The sequence below is a fragment of the Chitinophagales bacterium genome, from assembly GCA_041392475.1.
Taxonomy (GTDB): domain Bacteria; phylum Bacteroidota; class Bacteroidia; order Chitinophagales; family UBA2359; genus JAUHXA01.
Map to the genome: position 1 here is coordinate 1128288 of JAWKLZ010000001.1, position 21351 is coordinate 1149638.

14 protein-coding genes are annotated in these 21351 nt (G+C 39.5%); 8 read left to right on the forward strand and 6 right to left on the reverse strand.

Annotated elements, in window-relative coordinates:
- The first annotated feature begins 14 nt into the window (after positions 1-14).
- Both uxuA and R3E32_04155 read left to right on the forward strand, forming a co-directional pair.
- A complete protein-coding gene (gene uxuA / locus R3E32_04150) occupies positions 15-1211 on the forward strand; it encodes a mannonate dehydratase (GenBank protein ID MEZ4883910.1) in 1197 nt (398 codons plus the stop codon).
- Between the two features lie 51 nt (positions 1212-1262).
- Positions 1263-3458, forward strand: a complete 2196-nt coding sequence (locus R3E32_04155; GenBank protein ID MEZ4883911.1) for a glycoside hydrolase family 3 N-terminal domain-containing protein — start codon at positions 1263-1265, stop codon at positions 3456-3458.
- A 116-nt stretch (positions 3459-3574) separates the two neighbouring features.
- On the opposite strand, the gene R3E32_04160 is transcribed toward R3E32_04155, so the two are convergent.
- The gene (locus tag R3E32_04160; GenBank protein MEZ4883912.1) at positions 3575-4606 is read right to left on the reverse strand and encodes a PhoH family protein; all 1032 of its coding nucleotides are present in this window, start codon (positions 4604-4606) and stop codon (positions 3575-3577) included.
- Positions 4607-4848: 242 nt separating this feature from the next.
- Positions 4849-5466 carry a sigma-70 family RNA polymerase sigma factor gene (locus R3E32_04165; GenBank protein ID MEZ4883913.1) on the reverse strand — a complete coding sequence of 206 codons (618 nt, stop codon included), beginning with the start codon at positions 5464-5466 and terminating at the stop codon, positions 4849-4851.
- 141 nt (positions 5467-5607) lie between these two features.
- Here R3E32_04165 and R3E32_04170 point away from each other — a divergent pair, with 141 nt between their 5' ends.
- Positions 5608-6141, forward strand: coding sequence for a 1-acyl-sn-glycerol-3-phosphate acyltransferase (locus tag R3E32_04170; protein MEZ4883914.1), 534 nt, complete (start codon positions 5608-5610; stop codon positions 6139-6141).
- Between the two features lie 320 nt (positions 6142-6461).
- Positions 6462-7262, forward strand: coding sequence for an indole-3-glycerol phosphate synthase TrpC (trpC, locus tag R3E32_04175; GenBank protein ID MEZ4883915.1), 801 nt, complete (start codon positions 6462-6464; stop codon positions 7260-7262).
- Between the two features lie 122 nt (positions 7263-7384).
- Here the strand turns inward: trpC and paaZ are convergent, their stop codons facing one another.
- Positions 7385-9436 carry a phenylacetic acid degradation bifunctional protein PaaZ gene (gene paaZ / locus R3E32_04180; GenBank protein MEZ4883916.1) on the reverse strand — a complete coding sequence of 684 codons (2052 nt, stop codon included), beginning with the start codon at positions 9434-9436 and terminating at the stop codon, positions 7385-7387.
- A 103-nt stretch (positions 9437-9539) separates the two neighbouring features.
- Between paaZ and R3E32_04185 the strand changes: the two genes are divergently transcribed.
- The gene (locus tag R3E32_04185) at positions 9540-10055 is read left to right on the forward strand and encodes a class I SAM-dependent methyltransferase (protein ID MEZ4883917.1); all 516 of its coding nucleotides are present in this window, start codon (positions 9540-9542) and stop codon (positions 10053-10055) included.
- A 5-nt stretch (positions 10056-10060) separates the two neighbouring features.
- Here the strand turns inward: R3E32_04185 and R3E32_04190 are convergent, their stop codons facing one another.
- Positions 10061-12403, reverse strand: coding sequence for a tetratricopeptide repeat protein (locus tag R3E32_04190; protein ID MEZ4883918.1), 2343 nt, complete (start codon positions 12401-12403; stop codon positions 10061-10063).
- Positions 12404-12757: 354 nt separating this feature from the next.
- Here R3E32_04190 and R3E32_04195 point away from each other — a divergent pair, with 354 nt between their 5' ends.
- From R3E32_04195 to R3E32_04205, 3 genes are all read left to right on the forward strand, one after another.
- On the forward strand, positions 12758-15814 hold the full coding sequence (locus tag R3E32_04195; protein MEZ4883919.1) for a hypothetical protein: 3057 nt from the start codon (positions 12758-12760) through the stop codon (positions 15812-15814).
- 716 nt (positions 15815-16530) lie between these two features.
- Positions 16531-17196 (forward strand): hypothetical protein, encoded by a 666-nt coding sequence (locus tag R3E32_04200; GenBank protein ID MEZ4883920.1) that lies wholly within the window; start codon positions 16531-16533, stop codon positions 17194-17196.
- Between the two features lie 304 nt (positions 17197-17500).
- Entirely contained in the window at positions 17501-18583 is a 1083-nt protein-coding gene (locus tag R3E32_04205) for a bifunctional methionine sulfoxide reductase B/A protein (GenBank protein ID MEZ4883921.1), read from the forward strand.
- 296 nt (positions 18584-18879) lie between these two features.
- On the opposite strand, the gene R3E32_04210 is transcribed toward R3E32_04205, so the two are convergent.
- A complete protein-coding gene (locus R3E32_04210) occupies positions 18880-19761 on the reverse strand; it encodes a carbohydrate kinase (GenBank protein ID MEZ4883922.1) in 882 nt (293 codons plus the stop codon).
- Positions 19761-21128, reverse strand: a complete 1368-nt coding sequence (locus R3E32_04215; GenBank protein MEZ4883923.1) for a sugar porter family MFS transporter — start codon at positions 21126-21128, stop codon at positions 19761-19763. Before R3E32_04215 ends, R3E32_04210 begins: the two co-directional genes overlap by 1 nt.
- Positions 21129-21351 lie beyond the last annotated feature (223 nt).

The following is a 21351-nucleotide window of genomic DNA, read 5'->3' on the forward strand; positions in this document are numbered from 1 at the left end:
AAATCATCCTCAAAATGAACCAAACATTTGCTCTTCAACAAATGATGAGATGGTACGGCCCTAGTGACCCAGTCCAATTGAAACACATTGCGCAAGCAGGTTGTAGTGGAGTTGTTTCAGCGTTACACCATGTTCCTGTCGGTGAAATATGGACAGTTAAGGACATAAAAGCATACAAAAATAACATCAAAAAAGCGAACCTTTCGTGGACAGTTGTAGAAAGTCTGCCAGTGCATGAAGGCATCAAAATCCAAAGTGGCAATTATGAAACTTATTTAGAAAATTACCGCCAAAGCCTAAAAAATCTTGCCAAATGTGGTATTGAAGTCGTCACCTACAATTTTATGCCCGTTTTGGATTGGGTAAGAACAAATATTGCCTTCCAACTCCCCAACAAATCAGAAGCTCTTTACTTCAATAAAGCAGATTACGCCATTTTTGATTTGTTTTTATTGAAAAGACCACGCGCAGAAAACGACTATACATCGGAAGAACTCAAACGTTATACTGCTCACTTCAATTCCTTGAAAAAGAAACAAAAAAAACGCATTTACCACAATGTCTTATTGGGATTACCAGGCAGCGATATACCTTTCACCATTCCTCAAGTATTGGAATTGCTGCAAAAATATGCCGACATTAACCGAGTACAATTGAAGAAAAACTTAGTAGCTTTTTTAGAAGAAGTCACTCCAACTGCCGAAGAAGTGGGCATCAAATTGGCGATTCACCCCGATGATCCGCCCTATAGTGTTTTGGGTTTACCACGGATTATGAGTACCGACCAAGATGTAGCAGACATCATGACCGCCGTTCCGAGTCCTGCCAATGGATTGTGTTTTTGTACAGGTTCTTTCGGCGCAAGAGCAGACAACAACTTAGTGGAAATGGTCAAAAAGTGGGGTTCAAGAATCTATTTTCTACACTTCCGCAATACGAAGAGAGATGAAAATGGCAACTTTATGGAAGCCAACCACCTTGAAGGAGATGCAGACATGTATGACATTCTAACTGAAACGGTTAAATTGATGTACAAAGAGCAAAGAAATATCCCGATGCGTCCCGACCACGGACACAAAATGCTTGATGATTTGAACAAAAAAACCTATCCTGGCTACTCTGCAATTGGTCGCTTGAAGGGCTTGGCAGAGCTTCGAGGATTGGAGTATGGAATCCAAAAAATGCTATCACAAATAGTTGAAAACCATTAAAATCACTTCAATACTATCAAATAATTCTATCAGCCTTTCAACATCCAAGAAATGAAAAGAATCAACAAACACAATCTCCTACTTGTACTATTGCTGTGTAGCATTAGTATTTTTGCACAAGAATACGAACACAAATTCCAAAATCCCAATTTAAGTATTGAGGAGAGAACTGAAGACCTTATTTCAAAATTAACCTTGGAAGAAAAGGTAAAACAGTTGATGCACGGTGCAGCGGCCGTTGAAAGATTGGATATACCTGAATATGGCTGGTGGAATGAGTGTTTGCACGGAATTGCTCGAAATGGACGAGCAACCGTTTTTCCTCAGGCAATTGGAATGGCGGCAACATTCGACACCTCTTTGATGTATCGAGTAGGACGGGCTATTTCGATGGAGGCCCGTGCAAAATACAATGTTTCGGTCGCCCACAACCAAAGAGAACGTTACCAAGGTCTGACCTTTTGGACTCCCAATATCAATATTTTTCGTGACCCAAGATGGGGAAGAGGGCAGGAAACCTACGGAGAAGACCCATACCTTACTTCTCGAATAGGTGTATCTTTTGTGAAAGGGCTGCAAGGCAATCACCCTAAGTATATGCAAGCAGCGGGCATGGCAAAACACTATGCAGTTCATAATGGCCCCGAAAAACTACGCCACGAATTCAATGCTGTAGCTAGTATGAAAGATATGTGGGAAACCTACCTACCAGCTTTTGAAGCCTTGGTCGTGGAAGCAAAAGTGGAAGGAGTAATGGGAGCTTACAATCGTACCAATGATATTCCCTGCTGTGCCAATCCTTATTTGATGGATGAAGTCTTGCGTGAAAAATGGGGCTTCAAGGGTTATTTTGTATCGGATTGTTGGGCATTGAAGGATTTTTATGAAGGTCACAAAGTGGTAGAAACACCTACTGAAGCGGCCGCAATGGCAATCAATGCTGGCACTAATTTGAACTGTGGAAGTACGTATTACCCTGCCTTATTGGAATCCATAGAACAAGGACTGACAACTGAAGCGGTTGTAGATGAAAACTTACGAGAGTTATTGCCTACTCGCTTCAAATTAGGATTGTTTGACCCTCCCAATACCGTTCCCTTCGATACGATTGGGACATCTTGGATTAGAAAAAAAGAACATATTGACCTTAGCCTTGAAGCCGCCGAAAAATCACTGGTCTTGTTAAAAAACGCCAACAATACTCTTCCTGTTGATCCAAATGTAAACAGTGTTTTTGTGACAGGACCTACTGCTGCCCATGTTCAGGCACTACTCGCCAATTATTACGGTGTAAGTGAAGACTTAAAAACCATCTTGGAAGGTGTAGTAGCAGTTACTGCCCCTCACACTTCGGTCAAATACCGACAAGGTGCACTATTGGACAAAGCCAACAACAACCCACAGGATTGGTTTTCAGGTGTTGCAGGAATGTCAGACGTAACGATTGCTTGTTTGGGTTTATCACAGTTGATAGAAGGTGAAGAAGGTGAGTCCATTATGTCCAATTATTTTGGAGATAGAGAAGACATTGGTTTACCTCAAAGTCAAATTGATTTTCTCAAAAATATAAGAGCCAAAGCCAAAAAATTGGTGGTCGTACTGACTGGAGGAAGTGCCATAGCCTGCCCTGAAGTATATGAAATGGCAGATGCACTGATCTATGCTTGGTATCCTGGTGAGCAAGGTGGGTTGGCAGTTGCCAATGTAGTTTTCGGAAAGGCAATTCCTTCAGGAAAACTACCTGTCACTTTCCCGATGTCAGTTGATGATTTACCTCCTTATGAAGATTACAACATGGCAAATCGCACCTACAAATACATGAAAAAAGAACCGTTATTTCCGTTTGGTTTTGGATTGAGTTATTCAACCTTTTCTTATAGCGACCTTTCTCTTACTAAATCAAACATCAAAAAATTAGAAAATACCAGTGTTTCAACTACCATCAAAAATACGGGTAGTTATACTGCCGATGAAGTTGTTCAACTCTACATATCAGACTTAGCTGCCTCTGTAGAAGTACCCCAATATGCTCTCAAAAGTTTCCAAAGAGTTAGCCTCAAACCTGGAGAATCCAAAACCATACGTTTTGAAATAATGCCAAAAGACCTTGAACTTATTGACAATGATGGAGTGCGAAAACTTGAGACAGGAGACTTTAAAATATCTGTTGGGGGCTCTGTTCCTTCACAAAGAAGTCTTGACTTAGGCGCATCTACATACAAACAGATAATACTCAAAGTAAAGTAAAATTATTTTTTGAGCTTTGTATAAAAAAAATCGGCTGAACTTTCCTGTTTCAAGTTTATTGGAAGAGAAAGTTCAGCCGATTGCTGTTTGATTTGGAGTTTGACTTACTCCTTCTCTTAAACTTTTTGGGGTTTGTCTTCTTTTGGTTTAACTACCTCTTTTGGCTTGCCTTTATTTTCATTCTTATTCAAGTATTCAGTTTCCTCAGCATCTTCAGCATCTTGGTAAGCCTTGATAATTTGCTTGACCAATTTGTGTCGAATCACATCCTCAGTACTCAAATAAACGTGTGAAATCCCTTTGATATGCTCCAAAATATGAATACTTTGTTTCAAACCTGATTTCACATTTCGAGGAAGGTCAATTTGAGTCAAATCGCCTGTAATAATACACTTAGCATTCGGCCCAATACGGGTCAAGAACATTTTCAGTTGAGAGCGAGTAGCATTTTGAGCTTCATCCAAAATAATGAACGCATTGTCAATCGTTCGCCCACGCATGTATGCCAGAGGTGCGATTTCAATAATGCGGTTCGCCATCATGTAATTCAGTTTTTCGACAGGAATCATATCATCCAAAGCATCGTATAGTGGACGCAAATAAGGGTCAATTTTATCCTTGAGATCACCAGGCAAGAAACCCAAACTTTCGCCTGCTTCAACGGCGGGACGGGTCAAAACAATTTTCTTCACCACCCTATTTTTCAAGGCTTTCACCGCCAAAGCCACTGCTGTGTATGTCTTACCCGTTCCCGCAGGTCCGATTGCAAAAACAATATCATTTTTGTCTGACTCACTGATCATCCGCATTTGGTTCGGCGTTTTGGCTTTGATAACATTACCATTCGGGCCAAACAAAATAACGTTGTCCTTACGCTGTGGAATATTAGTAGGCTCGAAACCTCCCAACAATTCCTCAATATGACTCACCTTTATAGCACCATATTTTTGTAGGAAATCTACAATACTATCTACTTTACTTTCAAAAACACCGATGTCTTCTTTACTTCCAATGACCTTAATCTTACTACCTCTTGGAATCAGTTTCAATTTCGGAAAAGAGTTCTTCAATACATCAAATTTGGCATTGTTGGAGCCATAAAATTCTACCAAACTAACGCCTTCAATTGTTATGGTTGTCTCACTCAATATTTTCTCTTTTTTGTGTTAATTTTTTGTTTTAGGAACGTCAATAAAATAATTTCTTGATTCAGACCTTTGAAATTTTGCTTCATAGATTCTCTATTGCAATGAAAACCAATATTCTTCAAATAGTAAACTTCGAAGGTCTCCACCTCAAATGCGGTATTTATTTTGTTGGCAATCCTTAGCATCCACAAAGTAACTACAATATGCGGGTATTAGTTCCAATAATGCTGTCCATAAACGCATCAATATTTTTCATCCTTCAAATCTCCCTTCAAAACTTCAATCAAACCATTCATTTTTCCATACCTGTAAGCATCCACGCATTTGTTGTAAAAATGGCTTAATTTGATGGTATCTAAGTGAAAACGAAACTTTTCATCTTCCATTCGTTTTTTCGCCCGACTCAACAATTGACGGCAATTTTCTTTCTTCTTTTCTACAATTATTTCTATCTCTGTATAATCGAAGTTCAATACTTCCTTCAACACATATACAATTCGTTCGGATGGATTCAACTTTTGCAGTAATTGTGAAATAGCTGCTTCCAGATTGTAGTCGAAATCCAATTTTTCACTTAAATCAAGTTCAAAATTAAATTTGCTAATAAAAGAATCTTGGAGCCAATTATCAATGTAAGTAATAGGTAATTTTTTGGCATTATTGAGGTGATTGATACAGCGATTTACGGTAGATTTGGCAAGATAAGATTTTGTATTTTCAATTTTGGAGTGGTCTAAACCCAACCATTTTAAGAACGTATCTTGAACAATATCTTGTGCGTCCTCCAAACTCCCCAGCATTTTGTAGGCAATCGAGATTAAAAAAGGACGATAAGTAAGAATGGTTTCCGCAGTATTCATCAGCCTCATAATTGAAGTAAAAGACAACATAACTTACAACACAAATATAGTAATTGTGGTTGTGTGTTGGCATTTTTTCACATTTTTTGTCGTAAATTAACCTACAATTTTTCGTATATCATTCAAACACATACGAACATCATGTTAAAAACTTTTTGCCGTTTTGTTTTCTTCAAAGTTTTAGGATGGCGTGTCAAAGGAACTCTTCCCCAACTCAACAAATATGTGATTGCAGTTGCGCCACATACCAGCAATTGGGATTTCCTCATCGGCATTACTCTCCGAAAAATGATGTCCTTAGAATGGATGCGTTTTTTGGGGAAAGAACAACTCTTTCGTCCCCCCATTGGATGGTGGTTTCGGTGGATGGGCGGCTATCCACTCATACGTTCTCAATCGGTCAATCAAGTACAGCAAGTGGTCAATTACTTCAATCAAAATGAGCATTTTATAGTAGTCATTGCTCCAGAAGGAACCCGCAAAAAAGTTTCTCACCTCAAAACAGGATTTTACCACATCGCAAAAAACGCAAGTGTTCCCATTGTATTGGTTTCTTTTGATTACCCTTCCAAAACCGTTGTTTTTCGAGAACCGTTCTACCCTACCGACCATTCTGAGCAGGACTTGACGTTTATGGAAGAATACTTCAAGAAATTCAGAGGACGAATTCAATAAAGAAAATACTCCAATAAATTGACTTTCAAACAAATAAATAATACAACAAAATGGATTCAAAAATACTTTTTTTCTTTTCCCAAAAATGGTTTATACTTGCAGTAATCATTCAAGTAAAACAAAAATGCGTTTACAAAACCTATATACTGCAAAAAATTGGTGGCGTACGGTAAAAAATCATCGTGCGAACACACCTTTTCAGTCCTGTAGAGAATGATACAATTATACAAAGTAATTTGATGTCTATCTTTTTTTCTTGAAAGGCTCGCTGTTCGCACGGTGAGCCTTTTTTTTTGACAATACAGTAAAACAATAAAAGCATGAATATTCTAACTAAAATCCTCCACCACAAACAATTAGAAATTCAATACGCAAAAAAACAGCGCAGTATTCGAGAGCTTCAAAGCAGTCCTTTTTTCAATAGGTCAAGCATTTCGATGAAACACAGCATCCAAAACGGATCAGGTATCATTGCAGAAATCAAACGCAGTTCTCCCTCTAAAGGAATTATCAATGCAAACGTTGTAGTAGAGGAAGTTGCAAAAGGATATACCAAAGCAGGTGCATCCGCTATTTCTGTTTTAACCGACTCAGAGTTTTTTGGAGGTAGCAATGCCATCCTGACCTCCGTTCGTCAAGAAGTCTTAACACCTCTTCTACGCAAAGAATTCATCATTGACGAATACCAAGTCATTGAAACAAAAGCCATTGGAGCAGATGCTATTCTATTGATAGCTGCCGCTTTAGAACCCAATATGCTCATGGTTTTGGCACAATTGGCACAGTCCATCGGCTTAGAAGTGCTGATGGAAGTCCATAACAAAGCCGAACTCGACAGCCACCTAAATCCCTACCTCGATATGGTAGGCGTAAACAACCGCAACCTCAAAACTTTTGAAGTATCGGTACAAACTTCAAAAGATTTGGTGAATGACATCCCAAATGAGCTTGTCAAAATTTCGGAAAGTGGAATCTCAAATCCCCAAACCGTTCTCGAACTTCAAAAGGTGGGCTTTCAAGGTTTTTTGATTGGTGAGCAATTCATGAAACAAGTCAATCCCACAGATGCTTGCAGCCAATTTATTCAACAAATCAAAATAGCTTCTATTTCAAATCACTAAGGCAAATTAAAAACTCAGGTATAAATTCAATATTAGAAATTACCGTTTTCAATTAACTACAAACCCCAACTATTCTTGTACATTTGGTGGAAGAGTTTGCCATTGAAGCGGTTATACCAATATCATTGCACTTTCGCCTTTTTCTTCACCATCGTCAAAATGGTTGCAATTGCCACCGTTTCGCCCGTTTCGTCATAGACATCCACCAAAAATTTGACAATGCCTTTGGGGATGTCTTCCGCATCACGAGGTTCTTGCTCCAATTTTTCTTTGACCGTCAATCGAACGCCAATCGTCATGCCTGCATACACAGGCTTGGTAAAGCGACATTCCTCCAAACCATAGTTCAACAAAACAGGCCCTTTGGCGGGATGCACAAACAAACCTGCAGCGGCTGATAGGACAAAATAACCATGCGCTACTCGTTTTTCAAAAGTCGTTCCTTCCAAAGCCGTTTCATCGGTGTGTGCATAAAAATGGTCCCAACTGATGTTGCCGAAATTAACTATATCCGCTTCTGTCACAGTACGTTTGTGGGTAATGACCGTTTCGCCAATCTGCAAATCTTCAAAGTGCTTTTGGAAAACATGTTGGGTAGGTAGTTTGTATTCACCACCAACTTGATAGACGTTTGTAACTTCGGTAAGCGTGGTGGGCGAACCCTGAATGGCACAGCGTTGAAGGTAGTGTTTTACCCCTCTTTCACCGCCCATTTCCTCGCCTCCACCTGCACGTCCAGGGCCGCCATGCACCAACATTGGAAGAGGTGAACCATGACCAGTACTTTCTTTTGCACAAGCTCGATTGAGGATCAAAATACGTCCGTGATGACTTGCCGCACCCACCACAAATTTTCGGGCAGTTTGGTTGTCATTCGTAGTAATTGAGCAGCAAAGTGAACCTTTTCCCATTTTGGCGAGTTCGATGGCTTCGTCCATGTTTTTGTAGGGCATCACCGTGCTGACGGGTCCAAAGGCTTCAATGTTGTGTGCTTCTCGGTGGGTAAATGGTTGGTTTTGAAGCAAAACAATGGGTGAAATAAAAGATCCTTTTTGGCTATCTGCACCCACGACTTCCACATAATTGGGATTGCCGTAAATAATTTCAGCATTTTGAGACAATTCTGCAATGCGTTCTTGTACTTCTTCAACTTGTACTTTTCCAGCCAATGCTCCCATCCTGACTTCCTTCCATTCGGGATTGCCAATAACTGTACTTGCCAATCGCTGCCCCAAAGCTAACTGCACATCCTCCACCAAATTTTCGGGAACGATTACCCGACGAATGGCAGTGCATTTCTGTCCACATTTTGCGGTCATTTCTTTGGCAACTTCTTTGATAAACAACTGAAATTCTTCGGTATCGGGTGTAGCATCTTCACCCAAAACAGCACAGTTGAGCGAATCGGCTTCCATATTGAAGGGAACAGCTTCCTCCAAAATTCGAGGCGTGGATTTCAACATTCTGCCTGTAGTTGCAGAACCCGTAAAAGTAACCACATCTTGTGACATCGTGTGGTCTAAAATGCCTCTTGCCGAGCCACATATCAATTGCAGTGCGCCTTCGGGTAAGATATTGGAGGCGATGATTTCTTTGACCATTGCTTCGGTGAGGAAAGAGGTAATCGTTGCGGGTTTGATGATTGCAGGAACGCCAGCTAAAAGATTCACAGCTATTTTTTCCAACATTCCCCAAATAGGAAAGTTGAAGGCGTTGATATGAATAGCTACACCTTCTTTGGGAACCATGATGTGGTGTCCGATGAAACTACCATTTTTGGAAAGTGAAACCGCTTCACCATCGACATAATAGGCTTCGCTGCCAAATTTTTTACGCAAACTCGCATTGGCAAATAAGTTTCCAATTCCTCCTTCAATATCAATCCAACTGTCCGAACGGGTTGCGCCTGTTTGGTAGCTAATGGGGTAAAATTGTTCTTTAATTTTGTATAGATGCAGTGCCAGTTGTTTGAGCATCAAGCCTCTTTCATGGAAGGTCATTTTACGTAGAATGGGGTTTCCCACGTTTCGTCCATATTCCAAAACTTCCTTGAAATCAATTCCTTTTGTTGTGGCATGGGTGATTACTTCTCCTGTTACGGCATGGTGTAGGGCTTCACCTTCACCGTTTCCTTCTACCCATTGTCCTAATATATAATTTTGTAGTTTTGACATGGTTGTTGTTGATTTTTAGTTATTTTACTGCAAAATACAAAATTTTAAGGTTTCCTTTTATTTTTACAAAATTCTCGCAGTCTTTTAATAAACAGCAACTATAATGAATATTTCAGAAGCCATTCAATTGATAATAGGAGATACCGCCTTCTCAAATCATCCCAATATATGGGCAGATTTAGGTTGTGGAAGTGGTCTTTTCACCTATGCTTTGGCAAACCTTTTACCCAAACAAAGTACCATTATTGCAGTGGATAAGTCTTATCAACTATTGCAGGAAAGTAATTCAACAGGCGTAAGGATTGAGTTTTTACAAGCTAATTTTGAGAAAGATGTATTGGTATTACCTCCATTGAATGGCATCCTTATGGCAAATTCTTTACATTATGTGAAAGACAAAAAGAGTCTATTGGAAAGGTTACAAACTCACTTCAATACAAATGGTAGGTTCATCATTGTAGAATATGATACACTAAACACTAACTCTTGGGTTCCTTTCCCAATTGATTATCCTCATCTAAGAGAGCTCTTTTTAGAGTTGGGTTTTAAAAAAATCGAAAAAATTGGAGTACATCCTTCTATTTATGGGAGCAATATATATTCTTGTTTGGTAACGTAATCTCCTTACTTCAACTCCTTCAACTTCTCCGCTGCGGGAGCCGAACCTTTCCCTGCTGCAATGTTGTAACATTCCTTTGCACGATTGGTGTCTTTGCCTTCAAAATGCTGACCCAATTTGTAGAGAACCTGAGGATTAACGCTATATAGCAAGTTGTTGTCTCGTAGATGGTAATAACATTCGCTATTGTAGTTCGTGCTTTCGCATAATTTTTCACCTTTCCGCAAGCGTTTTTTGGAAATGTCTGCTTGCATTTCAATTATTTTTTCGTTGCATTTTGCTATTTTCGCATTGATTGCAGCAGGGTCAGAAGCATCGCTCAAAGCCCTTTGGTACAATTCCCTTGCAGTAGCAAAATTATTGCTATCGAAAGCTTTATCAGCATCTGTTATCAACTTTTGAAATGCATTGTTGGCTTGAGATTGTTCAATCATATTTTTGGCAATTTCGATACGCTGGGCCGCATATCCATCGTCTTTTTCCACCTTCAATGCCTCTTGATACAATCGCTGCGCTTCTTCATATTTTTTGGACTGAAAAGCCGCATCCGCTTGTTGCATCAAGTCATTGTATTTTGATTTGCTACTCAATTTTTCATTGATTTCCTTGAGTTTATTCACTACCCCTTCTGTACTATTGTACTCCAATGCAGCCTTGTATTTCGTTGCAGCAAGTTCCAAATTTCCCTTATCATAAGCCGTTTTTCCTTCTTCCAGCAAGTTTTTGTATTCTTGGTGGGTGATAATGGAATCATCTGTATCAGGTTTTAGCACTTCGACTTTCACTGGCCTTCTTTCTCTTATTTTGGGTTCATTCTTATATTCCTCCACAAGTGTTTCTTCCTCCACATCCGTGTACAAATCATCTTCCTCTTCTTCAGCAGTTGCAGGAGGAGCAGTACCAATCTGTATAGCCTTTCCTATTGCCAGTGCCATGTCAAGTGTATCTTCCTTCAATGCTTTGTAAGTGTTGTTGATACGGTACAAAAGTTGGGTGTCTTGCTGTGCCAAATACAAAGCTTCAAAAAGACTGTTTCTGGCTTGTTCAAAACCATTTACTTGCATGAGCGAATCAGCTTCAACTATCAAGCGGTTTTTTTCTTTGAGTAAATAATCTTCAATGGACTGCAATTTTTTGCTAGCATATTCGCTGTTGGGGTGAAAAGTCAACACGTTTTTGTATTCGTCACGTGCTTTCAGCAACATTCCATCTTTGTACAGTTTGTCAGCAATGCCAATCATCTGTTGCTCTTCTGCTTGTCGAATCTTCGCTCTCACACCAGCAAAAACACTTGTATCTTCCAAAGCCAAGTTCAAACTACTTTGATAAAGAGCAATGGCATCTTGATACGCTCCTTTTGTTATCAATTCTTCTGCTTGTATCATCTGCTGCTCAAAGACTACTTCGGGCTTCGACTGTTGTAATTTGTAGGCAAAAGCAATGGCAACTACTGTCAAAATGAGTAGTGAGAGTAAAAAGGCATTTCGTGAAGCTTTAGAAATCGAAGGTGTTTTAAAACCACTGCTTTTTCTGCGAATCGGCCCCGTATCAATGCTCACATCCGAAGAATTAGCAGTATTTGCTACTGTTGTAATGGGCATATTTTCTATACTCCCTTCTGCTGTACTGTCTATTTGAAGTAAATACAGTCCACAACCTTTGTAGGAATGGGTACTGCACAAATCTTTTATTTTTTCAACAATCGCCTTGTTTTTATTGATATTTCCATCTCCTTGTGATAGTAAATACCGTATATTTCTGTCATCCAACGTTTCAACTACTCCTTCGCTACACATCAAAAAATAATCACCAGGCAGTATGTCTTTGACAATCGAGAGACTAAGGTAAGCTGGTTCTATCCCCGAAATAGCTCTTGGAACAACGACTGTTTTGCCATTTTTATAGGCATTTACAGTGTGGTCTTGGGTTTTAGTGATGATTTGATTGCCTCGCACATGATAGATGCGGCTATTGCCTACCCATGCAATGGTAAGCGTATCATTTTCATTGAAGTACAATAAAGCAAGTGTACTTCTCATGCCTCTTTCTTTTGGGTTGGATTGGACGTATTCTCGCAATTTCCCCTCCACAAATCGAAGTGCATCATTCATGTAGAGCTGTCCTACGGCATTGTCTTTTGGGGGTCTTTTTTGGGTAAAATATTCATAAAATCCTTTTGTTACTAATGAAGATGCATCTCCTTTTACTCCTCCACTCGATCCATCGCACAAAATAAATAACCGACTGTCGGTAGTATCTCCATTGTTGAGAGGATATAAATAATTAAAATTTCGTCCGCTTTTACCGTCTATATTAAAAAATTGGGGTATATTGATAGTAATATTCATTTCTATGACTTCTGGCTTTACAAAATATGGTTAAAAATATTGGGTAGTTTCTTATTGATAAATCAAATACAATTTTACACTTATTACCATAAAACTAATTCATCCAATAGTTTTTATAAATTAAAAACTTGTTTTGAACCCAAAAATTGTATGATGCTTTTATCAATTTTAAAAGGATGGAAGTATGAGCTTCAAATTAGTTTGCCGTAAAATTAGTCATTTCCGATTGAAGCTAAGCTCTATTTCCCTTCAAAATATTTGCATAGACAATTAACTTGGTGATTTAAACTATTCATGAGGCATTAACATATTTAAAAATCACATTGTTTCCTTCACTTAAAATCAATTCTCGGTATGGAAGGTTTTTTTTCCATTATTGCATTCATCCTCATTTTTGTGTTGTTTAGACGCACTAAAAAACAGGCGAAATATATTGACACCTTAAAAGCACATTTGGAGGAAATGGCTTTTAGATTGAAGTCTTTGGAAAGTGGCAAAGTTGCCAAACGTGAGGATTTCATTGCAGAAAAATTAGAACAAGAACTTCATCATAAGTCTATTATACAGACTCCTTCTCTGCAAACTGTCACGGAAGAAAAACAAGATTTCCTTATCATTACCCCCGAATTGGCTCCAACAGAAACTCCTGTTATTGAAGAAGAAACAAAGACTGCAAAAGAAGAACAGGTTTTGGAACTGGAAGTGCCTTTCATCGAAATGGTGAAGCGACAACCTATCCATTTTGAAGAAACAGAAGTGACCACTCCAAAAGAAGAAAGTTTTTCTGCAATCAAGAAACTTTGGGCGCAGTTTGAAGAACAGTTTGCAGACAATTGGACAGGGGTGATTGGAGCGATTTTGTTGGTGATTGGAGTGGGTTTTGGAGGTACGTATGCGGCTTTGCGTATGGATCCGATAATTCGGTTTTTCCTTATTTCGGCAATAGCGGCGGCATTGTTTGGGGGTTATTATTATCTCAATCGGCTTCCTAATTGGCAAAAAATGGCTTCTTGGCTGCGAAGTGCTGCAGGTTCGATTTTTTTGTTTGCCTGTTTTGGTTCGGGCGGAGTGCCTGGGCTGCAATGGATTTATCATCCTCTTTGGGCATTGATTCTGTTGTTGGTAGGTGTTGCGGTGAATTTGTATTTGGCATGGATAGGCGGAAAACAGGTATTTAGTTCCTTACACATTGTATTGAGTTTATTGGCTTTGGGGCTTGCTCCTGCGTCCGATTTGGGTTGGGGCATTGGTATTGGAATAACGCTGTTCAGCATCTTGCTCGCTTACAAACCTGAAAAATGGGATTGGCACATTTTGGTGACGATTATTGCCTTTTTTCTGTTTCACCTTCAATGGTATTTTCACTTTGAAGATTTGGCTCAATTTACTCCCACCAAACACCTTTGGGGTATCATCGGCATTGTGTTGGTAGGTGCTTCGGTGGCGGTGATGCACTACCGAGAACTGTATGTCACTCCCAAAATGGAAGCCTTGCCTTTGGGTGTTCACCTGCTCAATTGGATTTTTATTGGAATGGGTTTGTTGGTTCATTCTATGGGCGGACAGTGGCGTATTGTGTTCATCAGTTTGGCGGCGGTCATAGCTTTTTTTCTCGCTCGCCGAGCGAAACACTTGGGCATTTCGTGGCTCTACCACACCGATACAATTGTAGCGCAAATTTTGGCGTTTTTAGCCATTCTTGCATTGGAGGCTTGGGAGGTCAATTCGCTTATTGTCAGTGCGGTAATGCTCGTTGAAGTCTTGGGTTTTACGGCTTTGATGGTTTGGGAAAAAGAACGTTGGTTGTATGCAGTTGGGATGTGCTTTTTTGCAGTAACAGGATTGGCGTTTTTGTATTTTATAACGCTGCCTTTTCAAAATGGAGGCTATGTGAACACCTTTGCGCAGCTTCAAATTGGCATTACTGGCTTGGTGACTTTGGCTGCAATCAGTGTTTTTCACGTTGGATTGATTCGCCAAAAAAACAGTCTTTCTTTCACTGTTTTGGGCGGCAATCTCATCACAGGCACATATATCAGCGTTTGGATTTTGGTTTTGTTTTTTCATTACTTCAATCAGATTTGGGCGGTTTATGCAGCTGTTGGATTGGCAGTGATGTATTTGTGGCTGCGTCAAAGGATTCAGTCGGAAGGATTGTTTTACAGTCTTGCCTTGCTTTTGGCAGGTTTGCATGGCTTAGTATGGTTTCAGCTCATAGAAAAAGAGGCATTTGCAGTGTCTGGGCAAATTTGGTATGCTGCTCCTCTCCTATTGGCTTCCTTTGCGGCGGCTGTTTTGTCTTACGATGAATCTTCAAAAAATCACTTCCAATGGTTTGGTATTTACCTCTTTGCAGCGCATTTGGGAGCTTCGATTTATTGGCTCACCAAACCCGCTTCTTTGCTGATTGCAGGGGTCGCATGGTTGTTTTTGTCCATTGCAGCTTTGGAGTTAGCGATGTATTTTCGCCGAAAACATGGCAGCGAAATGGCGAATGTAGGTTATACTGACCGCTATTTGCTGCACGTTGGATATGCGTTTATTTTGGCATTTTTGATTCGGCATTTGGTGGTGCATTTGCAAGTGGAACAATACATTGGCTTCATCAAAATTCGGATGTTGATTGAATTGTTGGCAATTGGGGTGTTTGGTTATTGGGCAAGCTACAAAAAGCCTGAAGGCGAGCCGTTTTACAAATCTTGGACACATTTTCATCCTTTGTTTTTAGAGTTGATTTTGTGGTTTGTTGTGACCATTTTCAGTGTAGAAATCAATACAATATGGTTTCCGATTGTATGGGCAGTTGCGGCTTTTGTTGCTTTGGCTTTGGGCTTGAAATTTGAGCATATCGCAAGGTTGAAATTTTATGGTCTGTTGTTTTTGTATGCCAGTATTTTCCATCTGGTGTTTGTGAGTGCTAATTACATCACCCCTTCGGTTCGTTGGCAAGATCAAGCATGGTGGGGAGGTTTGATTGCCATTGGTTTGCAGTTTGGTTTTGTGGCGTACTTTTATCCACATCGCTCATTGCAGTCGCTTAATTTTCCGCCTTTTTTGATGGGGGGAATGAAAGCACTCGCCAATTTGGTCAAACGCCATATTTTACCTTTGTTGGTTTATCCCTTGTTTATTGGCGTGGGAATTTTCTTATTTTGGTCGTTTGACAAAGCGATTTTGACCTTCCTTTGGGTGGTCGAATGTTTGGGCTTGTTTGTATTGAGCGTCGTTTTGAGGGACAAATATTTTCGGTATGTGGCTTTGGGGGGAGTGATTTTGTGTGTGGGGCGCTTGATTTTCTACGACTTGGCTCAGACGAATTGGCTAACTCGTGCGCTGGTGTTTGTGGGAACGGGTGTGGTGATGTTGCTGATGAATTCGATTTACAACAAATATAAGGGGCGGTTTGAATGATGGGTTTATGGTTTTATGGTTTTATGGTTTTATGGTTTTATGGTTTTATGGTTCTATGGTTCTATGGTTCTATGGTTTTATGGGTTCATGGGTTCATGGTTTCATGGTTTCATGGTTTCATGGTTTTATGGTTTCATGGTTTTATGGTTTTATGGTTTCATGGTTTTATGGTTTCATGGTTTTATGGTTTTATGGGTTCATGGTTTCATGGTTTCATGGTTTCATGGTTTTATAACTCTACTAAACAACAAAATACACAATCAATAGTCCAGCCATTCAACCATTCAACCATTCAGCAGTTCAACCATTTAGCAATTCAGCAATTCAGCCATTCAACCATTCAACCATTCAACCATTCAGCAATTCAACCATTCAGCAGTTCAACCATTTAGCAATTCAGCCATTCAGCAACTCAGCCATTCAGCAATTCAGCCATTCAACCATTCAACCATTCAGCAGTTCAACCATTCAGCAATTCAACCATTCAGCAGTTCAACCATTTAGCAACTCAGCCATTCAGCAATTCAGCCATTCAACCATTCAGCAGTTCAACCATTCAGCCATTCAACCATTCAGCAATTCAACCATTCAGCAATTCAACCATTCAGCAATTCAACCATTCAGCAATTCAACCATTCAGCAGTTCAACCATTTAGCAATTCAGCCATTCAGCAATTCAGCCATTCAGCAATTCAACCATCTAACAACACAGCAATATGAATTACCTTTCACATTACTATTTTGACAAAGACGATGACCGTCCACACTATATTTTGGGCTTGATTCTCCCTGATTTGGTGCGTACTTTCAATCGGGAAAGGCTGCAACCTCAAATAATTGAAACACATTGGGATGTACCTATAAGGAATTTGCAGGAAGGAGTGAACAAACACCACCATATTGACAAATTGTTTCACAGTTCCAACTTCTTTAGAACCTACAATAAAAAGACATTCAAACAATTGCAGCAAATAGAATTGGAAGGTATCACTAAATACAGGCATTTTATTTCACATGTTTTGATAGAGATGCTTCTGGATCGCTTGTTATTGAAGGAGGATTTGAATACTGCGTTTACTTTTTATTACAAATTAAACGCTACTGACAAGTTAATTTTTATGAATTATTTCAACCATATTCCCGCTGTCGAAGGTGATTTGGAAAATTTATGGTTGTTCTTTCAGCGTTTTTGCAGTTCGGAGTTTTTGTATGACTATCAAAACAATGAAGGTTTGATTCTGCGATTAGGTGGGGTGATGCAACGGATTACCAAACAATCGTTTACGGCTACGGATAAGGTGAAATTGAGTTTATTTATTGATGGACTCGAAGGAGAGTTGAAGGGAGTTTATAAAGGGATTTTTGAGGAATTAAATTTTTAGTGGAGAAACCAAGACTTTATTTTTTCTGATAAGAAATTTACTTCCAATACCTTAGCTGCTTTAAGAGTAAAATTAAAAAGCCTCATGCTTTCAAAATCTTCAATCAACTATGTTGAGAAATGGTTAAAACCCGAACACTTTGTCGTTTGGCGACAAATGGCTACAAAAAAGGCTCGTTTCTACATCTTCCCCCATATATTAGCGAACAGGAATTGAAAACAATCGTTTAAATATTTAAGAACACGGTCACAAATCCGTATCAATTTCTGATTTTTTCCCAATTACATTTTTAAACTTAACAATCATGAATCGCAGTATTTTAGTAAACATATTATTTATTATCGCCTCCATAACTTTTTTGGGATTCAGTTGCAATGCTTCTAAAAGCACCAATTCAACCCAGCAAGTTCAGCAGGATTCGCCATTCCCCATGGCAAAGTCAGATAGTGAGTGGAAGGAAATATTAAGTCCTGAAGCATATAAGATTATGGTCGAAAATGGCACCGAAGCCCCTTTCTACAATGCCTTTTTTGACAACCACGAAGAAGGTATTTATGTGAGTGCTGCTACGGGTGAACCCTTGTTTAGTTCTGCCGATAAATTTGATTCGGGTACAGGCTGGCCAAGTTTTTCCAAGCCTATCGAAAAGGGAGCTGTGAAGTGGATAAAAGACAACAGTTTGGGCATGTCCAGAGATGAAGTTGTAGAACAATCAACTGGATTACATCTTGGGCATGTATTCAACGATGGTCCAGCACCTACCAATTTGCGCTACTGTATTAATTCTGCCGCCTTGAAGTTTATACCAAAAGGTACTGCCGCTTCAATGACTACAAAGGGTGAAAAAGCGAAGGCATATTTTGCAAGTGGCTGCTTTTGGTGTGTTGAAGCGGTTTATGAGTCGGTCAAAGGTGTAGAGGAATCCATTTCTGGCTATTCGGGTGGACACACTAAGAATCCTACTTATGAAGATAGCAACACTGGAAAGACAGGTCATGCCGAAGCAGTAGAGATTATTTATGATCCTTCTGTGGTGAGTTTCAGTAGTTTGGTAGATGTGTATTTTGGTTCACAAGATCCTACACAGGTCAACGGACAGGGACCAGACAGAGGTTCTCAATATCGTTCCATTATTTTCTATCAAAATGAGGAGGAAAAGAAAATCATTGAAGAGAAAAAAGCAGCACTTGCCAAGGAATTGAATGCTGAGATTGCAGCCGAAGTGATGCCTTTTGAAAAGTTTTGGGTAGCAGAGGATTACCACCAAAATTATGAAAAACTGCATCCTACACATTCTTACATCCAACATGTTTCCATTCCTCGATTGAACCGCTTCAAACAGAAATTCCCGGAATTGTTGAAGGATGGACATTCGGCAGCACATTAAAACTTGGGAATATTAGTACAGTGATTGGTAAGTTAGTGACTAGTTATTAGTTTTCAAGACGATTAACTGTCAGCTCTTTGTGTCAAAAACAAGTTGTCACTTATTTATCGTATGCTGTACTAGGAAAATACCTAAAATAAAATAGACTTCTGAAATTTAGCCTTTAAAAGTGATTGATTTAATTGATTATCAACATCTTTAAAAACAAAAATTTCAGAAGTCTTTATTTCAAAAAATCAATCTCATAAAATTGATTTTGGAGTTTATTTTTCATTTTCATTCGTTACTTATCCTTTTCACTTCAAAAACTTCCGCACCATTTCCTCGTCAATCTTGGGCGTTCCTCCTCTAAAAGTCGCTACCAAAGCCCCCGTAGCACAAGCAAATTCCAAACATTCTTCTGGAGATTTACCCACCAATTTCTGGCTTAAAAAACCCGCCAAAAATGCATCACCGCTGCCAATCGTATCGGCTACTATTACTTCAAAACCAGCATGTTCATAGAAACCCGTATCGTCCAAATACGCTGCCCCATCTTCACCTCTGGTGACACAAATTGCCTCCAAATCAAATTGGTGTTTCAGCCACTTCATCGCTTGTTTTTCTTCATTGTAAGCACCATACCAGCCTGCAACAGTCTCTAATTCTTCTTCATTCATCTTCACCATATCTGCCTCTTGTAGCAACTCTTCCAATATCTCTTTGGAGTAGTGTGGTCTTCTCAAGTTGACATCAAAAACCACCATCTTTGCCCTCTCCAACAATTGCAGCAAGGTATTTTTTGAAGTTTCATTTCTTGCAATCAAACTGCCATGCAAAAATATTTCCGCTTGCTGAACCAAGTTTACCAGACCCGCTTCTACTTCAATAAAATCATAAGCAACAGGTTTAACAATGTCGTATTGCACATTCGTTGGGTCACTCATGTCAACATCCACGATACCTGTGTGATGCACCGTATCTATTTGAATCGTATCGGTTCGCAAGCCTTTTTCTTGCAAAAAAGACAATAATTCACTCCCAAAACTGTCTCGCCCTACTCGGCTAATCATTCCAGAAGATACGCCCAAATTGTTCAATTGAATTGCTACATTCATGGGTGCGCCACCCTCGACCTTCCCTGTTGGCAAAAGGTCGAAGAGGACTTCACCAAAACACATTACTGTTGGATTTACCATTATTCTTTTATCATTTTTTTCTCAATTTCTTCCAAAGAAACGCCTTTTGTTTCAGGCATCATAAAGATGACGAACAACAATTGAAGGACCATGAATCCTGCAAAAAAGGCATACACTTTCCACGGCTCAAAACTGTTCATGATGACCGACCCAAAAAGGGTAATCAAAGCTGCAAATACCCAATGTGTTCCTGTGCCGAAAGACTGACCAGAAGCCCGCACATTGTTAGGGAAAATTTCGGAGATAAACACCCAAATAACCGCTCCTTGACCAATCGCATGAGAGGCTATGAACATCAAAATAAAGGTAAGGGTAAAAGTCGGTGCAGCAGCCGAGTAAAAACCATACGATACCATACCTAAACTGACAATATAGCCAATCGAACCTATCAACATCAACTGTTTCCGCCCTGCTCGGTCAATTAAATACATCCCTAAAAGCGTAAAAATCAGGTTAACCCCTCCAATAGAAATTGAACTCATCAACGAATCCTGTGACGCAAAACCCGCATTTTCAAGAATTTCAGCGGCATAGTATAACACGAAATTAATTCCCGACAACTGATTGAAGAAAGCCAACAAGAAAGCAAGGGTAATGGGTAAGCTGTATTTTTTGGAGAAAAACTGAATTGTTTCGGTTTTAGACACCAAATCTTTTTTAATTTCTACCAACAAATGCTCTGCTTCGGCTGCACCAAAAAGTTGGGTCAAAACTGATTTACCTTCAACATCATCTCTTTTCTGCAAAATCAACCATCGGGGGCTGTTTGGTACTTTCATGACCATCAAGATATAAATCAAAGCAGGCAAACCTTCAATTGCCAACATGATTCGCCAGCCATTCTTTCCAATGATTGCAGTAGCATCTACAAAGTAAGTATTTGATATGTAAGCAATTGCAGCATTGGAGATAAAAGCGATGAAAATCCCAAAAACGATGTTGAATTGATACAACGCCACCAATTGCCCTCTTTTTTCGGCAGAGGAAATTTCGGAAATATAGATAGGGGCTGCAACAGAGGAGGCACCAACACCTATGCCGCCAATGAATCGAAAGAAAGAAAATAGGTAAGGGTCGGTTGCCAATCCAGAACCGACAGCCGATATAAAATACAAAACACCAATCCAAAATAGGGTTTTCTTTCTGCCCAATTTGTCACAAGGAATACCTCCCAACAATGACCCTAACACTGTTCCCCAAAGTGCCATGGACATAATGAACGTTCCGTGAAACCACGGCGAAGTCTGCCAAAGTTCTTTGATGGGCAAGTTTGCGCCCGAAATAACAACCGTATCAAAGCCAAACAGGAAACCTGCCAGCGCAACGGTGATTGACCAAAAAAGCGTTTTGTTGTTGTTGTTTTGCATTGAAGTAAAGTTTGTTCGTAGTGTAACTGTTTGTTATTAGTGAAAAAATAAAAGGAATAACGTCGAGAATCACAACTGAGCGTTGGACTGTGCATTTTGTTGGCTCTAAGATAGGTATATTTGGAGAGAATCAATTCCAGAATGGTTGCAAATATATTTAAATTTGTGTGGCACAAAAACACAGGCATAACTCACTCATCTTCAATTGACTTATCAATCAAAT